Source organism: Robertmurraya siralis, assembly GCF_005502275.1.
Lineage (GTDB): Bacteria > Bacillota > Bacilli > Bacillales > Cytobacillaceae > Robertmurraya > Robertmurraya siralis.
Map to the genome: position 1 here is coordinate 38,193 of NZ_SWLZ01000004.1, position 13,587 is coordinate 51,779.

The window sequence follows — 13,587 nt, forward strand, 5'->3', positions numbered from 1 at the left end:
GCCGATTCTTGACTGAAACAGATATACTGAAATAGGAAGATATAGCGGAAGGGGTTACATCAATGATAAATGAAGAAAGATTGCTCAATGAATTTTTAGAACTTGTCCAAATCGATTCAGAAACGAAATACGAAGCGGAAATTGCCAAAGTGTTAAAGGAAAAGTTTTCTGCTCTAGGTGTGGAGGTTTTTGAAGATGATACAACGGAATTAACAGGGCATGGTGCAGGAAACTTAGTTTGCACACTTCCCGGGACTAAAGATGGTGTTGATACCATTTATTTCACTTCACATATGGATACCGTTATTCCAGCAAAGGGTGTTAAGCCAGCCATTAAAGATGGTTATGTTGTCACTGATGGAACAACGATTCTTGGTGCTGATGATAAAACTGGTTTAGCTGTTATGCTTGAAGTTATTCGTGTGTTAAAGGAGCAAAATATTGCTCATGGAACGATTCAATTTATTATTACCGTTGGCGAGGAATCAGGCTTAGTTGGTGCTAAGGCTCTTGATTCATCCTTGGTAACTGCTAAATTTGGCTATGCCCTTGACAGTGATGGAAAAGTAGGAAATATCGTTGTTGCTGCACCTACTCAAGCGAAGGTGAAAGCGACGATTTTAGGGAAAACAGCCCATGCCGGTGTTGCGCCGGAAAAAGGAATTTCTGCGATTACAATGGCGGCAAAGGCGATTGCTAAAATGCCGTTAGGAAGAATCGATGAGGAAACAACAGCCAATATTGGTTATTTTAAAGGTGAAGGTCCAACGAATATCGTTTGTGATCGCGTTGAAATCCTCGCTGAAGCTCGTTCTCTTCTGCCTGAAAAAATGGAAGCCCAGGTTCAAAAGATGAAAGCTGCTTTTGAATCAGTGGCAGCTGAAATGGGCGGTAGTGCCGAGGTGGAAGTCGAGATCATGTATCCAGGCTTTAAATATGGAGAAGGTGACCATGTTGTTGAAATAGCGCGCAAAGCAGCGGCTAAAATTGGCAGAAGCTCTGAACTGTTAAAAAGTGGTGGGGGGAGCGATGCTAATGTTATCGCTGGATTCGGCATTCCAACGGTCAACCTAGCTGTTGGTTATGAGGAGATACATACGAAAAATGAACGGATGCCGATCGAAGAGCTAAATAAGCTTGCTGAAATGGTCATTGCCATTATTGAAGAAGTGAGCAAGGCATAGTTCATTTTAAGAGAACCGGATGAAAGGTTCTCTTATTTCCATTTGTACAAAAGTTAGCATAGACAAGCTGTCTGTTCGGTGAGTACTATAGAAGTAGAAAAGTCAGGAGGGATGTTCATGCAAGATTCAAGTAAATTTGTCGTTTTTACAGTGGGAGATGAAGAATATGCGATCCCGATTGAAAGTGTGTTGTCCATTGAGAAATTAGAAGGGATTACGCCAATACCTCATTTACCAACTTATGTGAAAGGAATTATGAAAGTTCGCGGAGAGCTTATTCCGACAATCGACACGGAGACCATTTTATATGACCGTGCAATGGAAGCAAGCGATTCAGTTCGAGTCATCGTATTGCGGACAGACGAAATTTCCTTAGGGGTTCTCGTTAAAGAAGCAAAAGAAATATTGGATATTCCAGCTGAAGTCATTAAGCAGGTGGGACTAGTAGCTTATCAAAAAACAAGTTATTTTACGGGAGTAGCGAATCTTGACAGTCGCCTTATTACAATTATTTCTCCAACAGTCATGGTGAAAACTCTAGAGGGGATAAAAGAGATTCAAGAATATATGGAAAGCCAGTTGCAGGAAGCTGATTCCAAAAGTCATTGATTTGACTTTTGGAATCAGCTTTTTTGTAGTCTAGCAAATGAGCGATTTCCTTCATTTTTCAACATTTCTATATGATCCATATTCGATGGAAACTTGAAAAATGCTCGAAAAAGGAATATAATTTAGTGGATATATAGTGAAACGGAGGTGGGGAAAGGTGTTGAATCAAGCTGTTTTATCGCACGGATATTGGACGGAATTCTTATATTTTTGCCGTGCAAAATTTGCTAGTTTAGTTGCTAACGGGATAACTATGCCCTTTTTTAGGAACTAAATAGGAAATGAAAACAGTGAAAACATCTTTAAACCCACAATTGATAGGATGGCAAAAAAGAGGAGCTTTTCATGCTCTCTTTTTTTGTCTTGAATATTCGTGTATAGCTATGGGAAAGTATGTATTTCCATGGCTTTTTTGTGTGTTCTTGGAACATAAGTTTCATTTAATGAGTGTAACTAGTCTTTTGCAAGCAGCCAAAGCCTGACAAACATTGGTATTGGAATTTTTACAACCTATGATAAGTGACCGAGAGTGGCATCGCAATTCAGATTTAGAACAGTTCCTTTAACGTTTGTACGGCAATGAGCTCCATGGAAAGCTTCTTAGAACGCTCATCACAGGATCAATCTTTCCGATCGATCCGTGAGCGCCTCGTGCTTTTGTACTATGTTTATTGATTAAAAGGGAGGAATATAGAGATGATTGCTTGCAGTGTTCAGCAAGTGTCAAAGATGTATGGAGGCAATAATATTTTTGAAAATATTACATTTGAAATTATGGAAAAAGAAAGGGTAGGTCTTGTCGGTCGAAATGGGAGTGGCAAGACAAGTCTATTAAAAATTTTGTCCGGTGAGGAAATACCTGATTCTGGTCAAATCCATTGGAAAAAAGGGACTCAAGTAGGCTATCTTCAACAACTCAAAGAGTTTGGAAACAAAGCAACTACGGCAGAAGTATTAAAGACAGCGTTCTCTGCCCTTTTATTATTAGAAGACAAGATGAAGGAATTGGCGAGAGAAATGAGCAATGAAAAAAACGCTCATAAGCTTGAAAAATTAGTAACGGACTATGGTCAGTTGCAAGATGATTTTACGAGAAAAGGTGGGTATGAAATCGAAGCCTCTATTAACAAAATTGTGAATGGCTTAAATATTACGGACCTATTGGATATACCATTTGCAAAACTTAGTGGTGGGGAACAAACAAAAGTGGGGCTGGCTTTGGTGCTTTTAAAAGCACCTGATTTCTTGTTGCTAGATGAACCGACGAATCATCTAGATCTTGCAGCAGTTGAATGGTTAAGCCATTTTTTACAGGATTATCAAGGAACTGTGCTTGTTGTTTCACATGATCGGCACTTTTTAGATGAAGTAGTGAACAAAATATTAGATTTAGAAGACGGAGAGATTGTTAGCTACGTGAAAAATTATTCTGGTTATATGAAAGAAAAAGAGGAGAGGTTGTTAAAAGAATTTCATGCTTATGAAGAGCAGCAAAAGAAAATAAAGAAAATGAAAGAAGCGATTAAACGCTTGCGGGATTGGGCAAACAGGGCTAATCCGCCTAATGAGGAGCTCCATAGACGCGCGAGAAATATGGAAAGAGCTTTGGAGAGAATGGAGAACTTGGAGCGCCCTGTAATGAATCAAAGGAAAATGAACTTAGAAATGGTATCTGCGGACCGCAGTGGAAAAGATGTTATTATCGTCCGGAATGTCTCTAAACGATTTGGAGAAAAAGTCCTGTTTGAACAAGTGAATATCCATGTATTTTATCAACAACGTGTAGCGATTGTTGGAGGAAATGGAACTGGGAAATCCACTTTAATTAAATTAATTTTGCAGGAATTAAACCCGGATCAAGGTGAAATTAAAATAGGTAGTAACGTGAGAATAGGCTATCTTTCTCAGCATGTTTTTGCCGATGAGAAAGATGAAAGGCTCATTGATGTTTTTCGCAATGTCATAAAAGTGATTGAGGGGGAAGCAAGGGGGATTTTAGCGCAATTTTTATTTTTTGGACATACGGTTTTTAGAAAAATATCTCAACTTAGTGGCGGAGAGAGGATGCGACTTCGTTTAGCTCAACTTATGCATTTAAATGTAAATACGCTCATCTTGGATGAACCGACTAATCATTTGGATATTGAATCTCTCGAAGTGCTGGAAGAAGTCCTTAGTCGTTTCAAAGGGACGATATTAGCTGTTTCACATGATCGTTATTTTCTTAATAAGCTTTTTGAGAAAGTGTATTGGATCGAATCGCAGAAAGTTTATAGCTTTGACGGGAATTATCATTATGCGAAAAAGAAAATGGAAGAAGTCCATTTTAAAAAAAATAAAAGGGAGAACGATAAAAAAAGAATAACTAGCAAAAGTAAAGGAAGTCATGAAAAAAATTCTCTAGATGAAAAATGGGAATTGCAATTAGAACAAATAGAATCGAGAATTTCAAAATTAGAACAAATGTTAATTGAAACGGAGGATTTAGCGCAATTACAACAAATATATAATGAGAAAGTAGAACTGGAAAAACGGTGGGAAGAAATTTATAGGCAGGCCTTTTAAAAAGCCTTGATGAGCTCTGTCACAATAGGGGAGCTTTATTGCGTTTAACAAACCGAACATATGATAAAATAGAACTATAAGAATTTCTTCTTTTGGAAGTGTGGAACGGTATGAAAAATATGTATCCAAAAAACGGTCGTGTCATTTTACATGTGGATATGAATAGCTTTTATGCATCTGTGGAAATGGCTTATGATCCATCATTAAAAGGGAAACCGCTGGCAATCGCAGGGAACCCAGAGGAAAGAAGGGGCATAATCGTTACTTGTAGTTACGAAGCGAGGAAATTTGGAGTAAAAACGACGATGCCTTTATGGGAAGCGAAGAAGCTTTGTCCACAGCTTATCGTGAAAAGGCCAGATTTTGAACGTTATCGGGCCGCTTCTATGGGAATGTTTGACTTGTTAAACCAATTTTCAAAGCTTGTTGAACCAGTGTCGATTGATGAAGGATATGTGGATATTACTGAAAGTTTTGAGCTCGGTTCTCCATTAGAAATTGCTGAACAAATTCAAAAACGCTTAATCCGGCAACTCGATTTACCGTGCAGCATTGGCGTCGCGCCGAATAAATTTCTTGCGAAGATGGCTTCAGATATGAAGAAACCATTAGGAATAACTGTATTAAGAAAAAGGGATCTTCCGACTGTCCTTTGGCCGTTGCAAGTAGGTGAAATGCATGGTGTCGGTAAGAAAACGGCAGATAAATTAAAAGGAATTGGCATTCATACAATAGAGGATTTGGCAAAAGGGAACGACATCCAGCTTAAAGCTTTGTTGGGGATAAATGGACTACGATTAAAGGAGAGGGCAAATGGGATCGACAATCGTCCAGTCGATCCAGATGCCATTTCCGATTTTAAAAGTATTGGAAATTCGACAACCTTGCCGAAGGATGTTTCCAATCAACAGGAGCTTTTTCAAGTTTTAAAAGGTTTGGCGGAAAAGGTTTCCGTGCGCTTAAAACGCAAAAAAGTGCTGGCAACTACATTGGGGATTACAATTCGATACAAAGATCGCAAAACGGTAACAAGAAGCAGGAAATTATTAAATCCTGTTTCTACTCAAGAAGAAATTTTACAATTGGCAAAGGGGATGTTAGTCTCCAACTGGACAGGTGATCCTGTGCGGTTGCTCGGGATTACAGGGACAGATTTAGTCGAGAACGATCATGCGGTGAAGCAGCTTGACCTTTTTACGTATGAAAGGGATGCTAAAAAGGAACCGCTTATTGACACAGTGTCGAAGCTGAAGGAAAAATTCGGTGCTCATATTATTGAGCAGGCAAGCAATCTTTCATATGAGCAAAAACGGCAAATTGGCACAGAGACCAGTTTTAATAAGGATTTTCTTCAGGTTGAAAAGAGAAAAAAGGATTCTCCTTAGCTTATTTTTTCATTGTTTTTTGAAAAACTATTGATAGGAAACTCATATTTTTGCATCTTTGCGTAATTCTTGCTAAAGTAAAGTGGATTCACGATATATTCAATCGTATTTAAAGGTTAGAAGGGAAGTAACACAGATGACAAAACAACAATTTGGTGTAATTGGACTTGCCGTAATGGGAAAAAACCTGGCGATGAATATTGAAAGCAGGGGCTATTCAGTTTCTGTTTACAATCGTTCACGAGAAAAAACGGATGAAATGTTAAAAGAAGTGGAAGGCCGGAATTTTGTCGGTACATATACAATCGAAGAGTTTGTCCAGTCGCTCGAAAAGCCACGTAAAATCATGTTAATGGTAAAAGCAGGTGCGCCTACAGACGCGACCATTGAACAGTTAAAGCCTCATTTGGAAAAAGGCGATATTTTAATCGATGGGGGAAATACTTTCTTCGTTGATACCCAAAGACGTAACAAGGAATTAAGTGAGCTTGGCATTCATTTCATTGGTACAGGTGTCTCAGGGGGAGAAGAAGGTGCTTTAAAAGGGCCATCGATCATGCCAGGAGGTCAAAAGGAAGCTTATGAATTAGTCGCTCCTATTTTTAAAGATATCTCTGCGAAAGTAAATGGTGAGCCTTGTACCACATATATTGGTCCAGATGGAGCAGGTCACTATGTAAAAATGGTTCATAATGGAATCGAATATGGGGATATGCAGCTAATTTCCGAGTCCTACTTTTTATTAAAACATGTACTAGGTTTGTCTGCGGATGAGTTGCATGAAGTATTTGCTGATTGGAATAATGGTGAGCTTGATAGTTACTTAATTGAAATTACAGCAGATATTTTCAAGAAAAAGGATGAGGAGACAGGTAAGCCGATGGTCGATGTCATCCTTGATACAGCAGGTCAAAAGGGAACTGGTAAATGGACAAGTCAAAGTGCTCTCGATTTAGGTGTACCTCTGCCGATTATTACAGAGTCGGTTTTTGCCCGTTTCATTTCAGCGATGAAGGATGAGCGCGTAGCTGCAAGCAAGGTGTTAAATGGTCCTGAAGTAAAGCCTTTCTCAGGTGACCGTGCAAGCTTTATCGAGTCTGTCCGCAAGGCACTTTATATGAGTAAAATTTGTTCCTATGCGCAAGGATTTGCTCAAATGAGAGCAGCCTCTGAAGAATATAACTGGGATTTACAATATGGAGACATTGCCATGATTTTCCGTGGCGGCTGTATTATCCGCGCTCAATTCTTGCAAAAAATTAAGGATGCTTACGACAGAGATGGCGCTTTAAAGAACCTTCTTCTAGACCCATATTTTAAGGAGATCGTTGAAAATTATCAGTCCGCATTACGTGATATTATCGCCGTTGCCGTTCAAAATGGAATTCCGGTTCCTTGCTTCTCTGCAGCACTATCGTATTATGATAGCTATAGAACGGAAACATTACCGGCAAATTTACTTCAAGCACAACGCGACTATTTCGGTGCTCACACTTATCAACGCGTTGACAAGGAAGGGATTTTCCATACGGAATGGTTGGATTAATAGAAAAACCTTTTAAGGTTTTGGAAAAGGTCCTCTTAACTAAGCAAGTGGAGAAAAACGAATGGTTTTTCTCCACTTGCTTTTTTCATGGGATTAGCTGGTGAATATCTGCTATGTTTTGGAAGGATGGGCAAGCGGCTTGATTCAAAGATTCACTGAAATTTTAAGAACCCTGCTGTCCAGTTTTAGAGTGTTTCACTTTTTTTAAACAAGGCTTATGCTTGAAAAAAATTGGTCGATTTGGTCAAATCGAAACGCCTCATTGTTTGAAAGAGAGGCCGAATTTTGCTTCTAAACGGACAAAATCTTCCGCTACCATTTTTGTATAAAGTTTAATCCTTAACGAACAATAATGGTATAGAACTGGATATTTCATGAAACCAATAAATAAAGTGGGAGAAATGAGGAGAGTTTATGGAAATGATTGAACGTTTGTTTGCTCAATATGGTTATTTAGTGTTGTTAATCGGTTTACCTATGGAATTAATTGCTCTTCCGATACCTCCTGGAAACTCGACCCTCGCATATACTGGATATTTATCCTATAAAAATGTTCTCGACCTTCTACCAGCTCTAGCTGCAGCGTATTCCGGATCTGTGATAGGAATAACGACCACCTACTGGTTCGGAGAAAAATTGGGGATGCCATTGATTGATAAATACGGTAAATGGTTGTTTTTAAAACCAAAATATTTGGAGAAAACAAAAATTGCTTATGAGAAATATGGGAACAAAATGCTTCTATTTGGTTTCTTCTTACCCGGTATCCGACAGTTCAACAGCTATTTTGCGGGCATTATTCAAATTCCATATCGAACCTTTGCTTTATATGCCTATACAGGAACTGCCCTGTGGGTATCGATGTTTATCGGTATCGGTTATGTGTTCGGTAATCAATGGCAGTTTGTTTTTACTTGGATAGAACATTTTTTGAAGCTCATCTTAATCATATTGTGTTGTGTGATAGTTCTTTTTTTTCTTTTAAAATGGCGTAATCGGTTTAGAAAATCTTCTAATATTCATGAAGGAGAAGCATAGTTGTACAGTCAATTACTTGTATAAGATTACAAATTTCTAAACGTTTAATTAAACATTTTTTTCACTATTTCGAACAAAATAGTCTTGTCTAATGCTTAGAACTGAATTATACTTTATATAAATCGTTCTTATTAAAGAACGATTTATATTTTATTAAGGTGACATGAAAGGGGGAGTAAAGATTAAAAGAATTTTTAAGGCAACAGGGAATTTAGTGCTGCTTGGATTTGTTGTTATTATGCTCATATCTCTTTATAACGTTATTCAAGTAAGTAGAAATTCTGATGGATTACCATCGATTTTAGGGTTCCATTTGTTAACGGTTTTAACTGGGAGCATGGATCCCAAATTATCCGAAGGGGACTTAATTATTATCCATCCTTACAGTACTGAGACGCCAAAGGTAAATGATGTCGTTACTTATCGGAATCATAATGGAACTTTTGTTACACATCGCATTGTCGGTATTGTGGACAATAATGGGACAAGTCTTTTTCAAACAAAAGGGGATGCTAATAATTTGGTTGACCAAGACCTTGTTTCACTTGAACAAATAGCTGGTGCGGTCGCTTTCAAGATTCCGAAACTCGGTTTGCTGTTAAGCTCTTTAAAAGGTCCGCTCGGTCTTATCCTTTTAACGCTCACCATCTCTTTTGTCTTAAGCGCAAAGATCATCAAAAAAATACTGGCTGTTCGGAAAGAAGAGCAGCTTACACAAAAATAATTTTTAGGAGGTGATCAATTAAGGAGTAATGAGGGTTAAGAAAAAATAGCACAATTGGAAGATATTTTTTTTAGAAAATAGTTCGTTATTAAGTTTGTTTTCGTTCTTTAAAATATGTTGGATAGGAGAAAAAAGGATGAACTTTTTAAAAAAACATAAGCTATGGTTTAGTTTAATAGGTGTTCTATTATTAACAATTGCAACAATTGGAACAATCGCTTATTTTAGTAAAAGCTTTACAAGTGACAATAATGTCGCCGTTGCAGCTAAGTTTGATGTTGAGGCTGTCAATGGTCAAGGCCAGACTATTGGTGATGGTCAGTTTGCTTTAGGTGAGGATTTATATCCTGGAATGCCTACATTAGAGGCGTATAAATTCCAAATTAATAAAAATAATACAACTTTACCGGTCGAATACAGAGTTCACTTAGAACGAAGCGGTGCCCTTTTTGCGGAAAATTCCCCCGTTAAGCTGAGTCTCCAAAGATATATTGATAATAATTGGGTTGATGTGGATTACTTAACGACATTTCGCCCTGAAAATGATATTGAGAAATACAGAGTATTAGTCGATTGGCCACACAGTGATCATGATATTGATTTCCAAGGAGCGACCGGAAATATAAAATTGGAAGTTGTGGCGACTCAAGTTGATCCGATAGAGGAACCAGCGGGACCTCCATATTATACTGGTGCAATCACCTTTAAAGCAACACCGAACGGCAGTACAAGAACAACTTCGAATAAAGAAGTTAATTTTTATAAGGATGACCAAGGTTTTAAAATTATCCAAGTAACCATCGGAGCTGGAAGTGGTGAATTTGAAGAGAAAGTAGGCAACTTCAAAATTGTCGAAAGCGTTGAAGGGAGTACAACCTGGTATCGATTGTATACAGAAAAAGAGTATTATGCAAGTGAAAGTCAAGTATGGAGGGTCGATAGTGTCGATACGTCAACAGATGGAACGATTACTTTAAAAAGGGCAAATAACACATTTCTGACAATCCAATCAAAAGAATTGTACAATTGGTTTACTGAAAAATCAGATAAATAGCTTGCCTCATGCAAATGTTAATGTAGTTAAAGTCATGGCTGTTTTTATGTGGGGAAAGTAACTGAGGATCTTTATAGACGTAAATCAGGGGATTAATCTGTAATCCCCATGTTCTTTATTATGAGTAAAAAAAGCCTATTTTGAATGCGATGAGAAGTGGGATTTTAAAAAAGGAGGCTTTGTTAAAAATCTGTGGTGATTTTTTGCACATTTTCTTCTTTTTTTTCATGAAATTTTGAGAAGCTTTTAGCATTAACACGAAATGAGTTTTATTAACAATATTGTTTAACAAAGTCAAAAAGTTACGAAGTTGTGAGTTAAACAAGATTTATTATGATGAAAGATTTCGAAGTGCATCCGTCGAAACATTTAAAAATTATCGCATCGTGAAAAAACAACGATTGGTAACAATCGTTGTTTTTTGTTCTTATAAGGAATGTTTTCTTACTTGTCGTTCACTTCTAAATTGGTAACGGGCCACCAGAAGTAGCCGTCTTTCTCTAGGAGTTCATCAGAGCATTTAGGTCCCATTGTGCCTGATTTGTAATTAGGAAAGCTTTCATCAACATGGTTTTCCCAAATGTCTGAAATTTTGTCGGTAAAGCTCCATGAAAGGGCTACCTCATCCCAATGGGTGAAGTTGGTAGCATCGCCACGCATGCAATCGTATAATAACTTTTCATACGCTTCAGGTGTGTTGATTCCATCAATCCCTTTATTGGCATAATTTAGCTTAATCGGTGTCGCTTCCATTCCTGTACCAGCCTTTTTAGCGTTGAGATGAATGGTTACACCTTCCTCAGGCTGGATATGGATTACGAGTAAATTTGGATTTAATGGTTGCTCTGTCTGATAATAAAGATTCATCGGAACATCCTTAAATTGGATGACAATTTTGGTGGATTTCGCAGCCATTCTTTTTCCAGTTCGGATATAAAATGGAACACCTGCCCAACGGAAATTATCAATTAACAGTTTTCCAGCAACAAATGTTTCTGTGTTGGAATTTTCCGCAACCATTGGTTCTTGGCGGTAGCTTGGCACTGTTTTTCCATTAATGGTCCCTTCATCATATTGGCCTCTCACGAAGTATTTATTTACTTCTTCACCTTCGATAGGACGCAGTGCTCTTAATACCTTCACCTTTTCTGAGCGAATCTCTTCTGTATTTAAGCGAATTGGCGGTTCCATCGCAAGTAAGGCCACCATCTGGAGCAGATGGTTTTGTACCATATCTCTCAAGGCGCCGCTATTTTCGTAGTATCTGCCTCTTTCTTCAACACCAAGAATTTCACTTGAGGTCACTTGGATATTGGAGATGAAGCGACTGTTCCATAATGGTTCGAAAATGGCATTTGCAAAACGAATGACTTCGATGTTTTGCACCATTTCTTTGCCCAGGTAATGGTCAATACGATAAATCTCATCCTCAGAAAATGCCGTTCTAATTTGATCATTAAGTTCTTTGGCAGATTCTAAATTATGGCCAAATGGTTTTTCAATCACAAGACGTTTAAAGCCGCGCACGTCTGTAAGTCCATCTGACTTTAAGTGCAGGGCGATCGATCCAAAAAACTCGGGAGCCATGGCCAAGTAAAAGATGCGATTTCCATTTAACTGATAATGGTTATCGAGATCAGATGCCATATTTTTTAATGCCGCATAGGAAGCGGAATCAGTGACATCGTGGGAATGATAGTAAAAATGGGATGCAAATTCATCAATTCGATCTTCTTTTTCAATCGCTGTTTTAACAGATTCCTTGATCGACTGCTGAAATTCATCATTTGTTAAAGGGCGTCTCGCTACGCCGATAACGGCAAAGTTTTTAGAGAGCTTATCTTTTTCAAACAATTTATATAGAGAGGGGAATAGCTTGCGTTTTGCTAAATCACCAGTTGCTCCAAATATCATGATGAGTGCTGTTTGATTATCATTCTGGTTCAAGATACTAGACCTCTTTTCTCACTTTATGTATGAATCATATATCTTCTAGTTTAGACTTTACTTGAAAGAAGTTCTACGAATTTGACTCAAATATGAATTTTATAGTGTTCAGAAGCAATTCGCAAATATTTTAGCATATTTCTTCGCTATTTTTTGTCATTTATGATGGAACTATCCAAAATGAACATAAATGGCACATATGGTATAGTAAGTAAGAATTATGGTTTGGTAAATGTTCTTATAGGTTTACTGGATAAATTGCTTGCATTTCTGTACTTTCGTGCAGTTCTGTATCATGTTCAAACCAGCAATACTTGAGATTAAATATAAATAAAGATGTACTGGAATGGAAGAAAGGAGTTTTATTGTGGAAGTTTTATTTCTAGGGACGGGAGCTGGAGTTCCGGCAAAGCTGCGCAATGTTACGTCAATTGCTTTGAAATTACTTGAAGAACGAGGCTCTGTTTGGCTGTTCGATTGTGGTGAAGCAACGCAGCATCAAATTTTACATACAACTTTAAAGCCACGAAGGGTGGAAAAAATTTTTATAACCCATTTACACGGTGATCACATTTACGGCCTTCCTGGCTTTTTGGCAAGTCGCTCCTTTCAAGGGGGCGAATTGGACGTGACGGTCTATGGACCGAAGGGAATTCAAAACTTTGTGGAAACAAATCTTTCTGTCAGTCAAACCTACTTAAAGTATCCCCTTCATTTTGTTGAAGTTAGCGAGGGAATCGTGTTTGAAGACGAACAGTTTCTTGTCGAGGCACGTTTGCTGGAGCACGGAATTGCTTCTTATGGCTATCGAGTTGTAGAAAAGGATCGGCCGGGGGTTTTATTAGTCGACAAACTGAAAGAAGCTGGGATTGAGCCAGGTCCAGTCTATAAAAAGATCAAAAATGGGGAGCGCGTAACCCTTAAAGATGGGAACGTTGTGGATGGAAAAAAGTTTACAGGACCTGATATAAAGGGGAGAGTGGTGACCATATTAGGAGACACGAGGTTTTGTGGGGCAGCAAAGGAATTAGCAGAAGGTGCTGACTTGCTTATTCATGAGGCGACGTTTGCATCTGGTGAAGAAGGATTGGCCCATGAATATTTTCATTCGACTACAACGCAAGCGGCACAGATCGCAAAAGCGGCCAATGCTAAGAAATTATGTTTAACCCATATTAGCTCGAGATATGATCGCGAAGATTGGAAAATGCTTGAAGCTGAAGCGAAAAAAATTTTCGCAATGACTGAAATGGCACATGATTTTAAAGAAATTGAGATTCCGTCGGTGAAATAATAGGTTTAAGTGAGCCATGTTGATGTCGCTCATAATCTGAATACCAGTGGTTATCAAAACATTAAAACATGCAGTATGCTGGTGCATCATAAAAAAGAAACGAGAAAACCGTCTTAGGCTTTAAGGCTAGACAGTTTTCTCGATTAAAAAAAACTTGCTAGGGACATAAATTTATAAAAAAGTCCAGCTTTGGTAAACTGGTAAACCATCAAAAATGGATTTCACAATAACATCTTTAATG

At 38.1% G+C, this 13,587-nt stretch carries 11 protein-coding genes; 10 read left to right on the forward strand and 1 reads right to left on the reverse strand.

All coding sequences use genetic code 11. The annotated features are described in order from the left end of the window. Nucleotides 1-62: 62 nt before the first annotated feature. From FCJ93_RS06900 to FCJ93_RS06935, 9 genes are all read left to right on the forward strand, one after another. Nucleotides 63-1,184 (forward strand): M20/M25/M40 family metallo-hydrolase, encoded by a 1,122-nt coding sequence (locus FCJ93_RS06900; RefSeq protein ID WP_137743200.1) that lies wholly within the window; start codon nucleotides 63-65, stop codon nucleotides 1,182-1,184. 117 nt (nucleotides 1,185-1,301) lie between these two features. Continuing rightward, on the forward strand, nucleotides 1,302-1,793 hold the full coding sequence (locus tag FCJ93_RS06905; protein ID WP_095306675.1) for a chemotaxis protein CheW: 492 nt from the start codon (nucleotides 1,302-1,304) through the stop codon (nucleotides 1,791-1,793). Nucleotides 1,794-1,950: 157 nt separating this feature from the next. Then, entirely contained in the window at nucleotides 1,951-2,067 is a 117-nt protein-coding gene (locus tag FCJ93_RS25755; RefSeq protein WP_280526657.1) for an RAxF-45 family protein, read from the forward strand. 455 nt (nucleotides 2,068-2,522) lie between these two features. Beyond that, nucleotides 2,523-4,358, forward strand: coding sequence for a ribosomal protection-like ABC-F family protein (gene abc-f / locus FCJ93_RS06910; RefSeq protein WP_408014793.1), 1,836 nt, complete (start codon nucleotides 2,523-2,525; stop codon nucleotides 4,356-4,358). A gap of 110 nt (nucleotides 4,359-4,468) precedes the next feature. After that, the gene (locus FCJ93_RS06915; RefSeq protein WP_095306672.1) at nucleotides 4,469-5,743 is read left to right on the forward strand and encodes a DNA polymerase IV; all 1,275 of its coding nucleotides are present in this window, start codon (nucleotides 4,469-4,471) and stop codon (nucleotides 5,741-5,743) included. A gap of 136 nt (nucleotides 5,744-5,879) precedes the next feature. Further along, nucleotides 5,880-7,289, forward strand: a complete 1,410-nt coding sequence (gene gndA / locus FCJ93_RS06920) for an NADP-dependent phosphogluconate dehydrogenase (RefSeq protein ID WP_095306671.1) — start codon at nucleotides 5,880-5,882, stop codon at nucleotides 7,287-7,289. A gap of 414 nt (nucleotides 7,290-7,703) precedes the next feature. Beyond that, a complete protein-coding gene (locus FCJ93_RS06925) occupies nucleotides 7,704-8,327 on the forward strand; it encodes a DedA family protein (protein WP_095306670.1) in 624 nt (207 codons plus the stop codon). Nucleotides 8,328-8,490: 163 nt separating this feature from the next. After that, the gene (locus FCJ93_RS06930) at nucleotides 8,491-9,051 is read left to right on the forward strand and encodes a signal peptidase I (RefSeq protein ID WP_095306669.1); all 561 of its coding nucleotides are present in this window, start codon (nucleotides 8,491-8,493) and stop codon (nucleotides 9,049-9,051) included. 136 nt (nucleotides 9,052-9,187) lie between these two features. Continuing rightward, on the forward strand, nucleotides 9,188-10,105 hold the full coding sequence (locus FCJ93_RS06935) for a hypothetical protein (protein ID WP_137743202.1): 918 nt from the start codon (nucleotides 9,188-9,190) through the stop codon (nucleotides 10,103-10,105). Nucleotides 10,106-10,549: 444 nt separating this feature from the next. Here the strand turns inward: FCJ93_RS06935 and zwf are convergent, their stop codons facing one another. Beyond that, the gene (gene zwf, locus FCJ93_RS06940; protein WP_235879438.1) at nucleotides 10,550-12,019 is read right to left on the reverse strand and encodes a glucose-6-phosphate dehydrogenase; all 1,470 of its coding nucleotides are present in this window, start codon (nucleotides 12,017-12,019) and stop codon (nucleotides 10,550-10,552) included. Nucleotides 12,020-12,419: 400 nt separating this feature from the next. Between zwf and rnz the strand changes: the two genes are divergently transcribed. Then, on the forward strand, nucleotides 12,420-13,346 hold the full coding sequence (gene rnz, locus FCJ93_RS06945; RefSeq protein WP_137743204.1) for a ribonuclease Z: 927 nt from the start codon (nucleotides 12,420-12,422) through the stop codon (nucleotides 13,344-13,346). The last annotated feature ends 241 nt before the right edge of the window (nucleotides 13,347-13,587 follow it).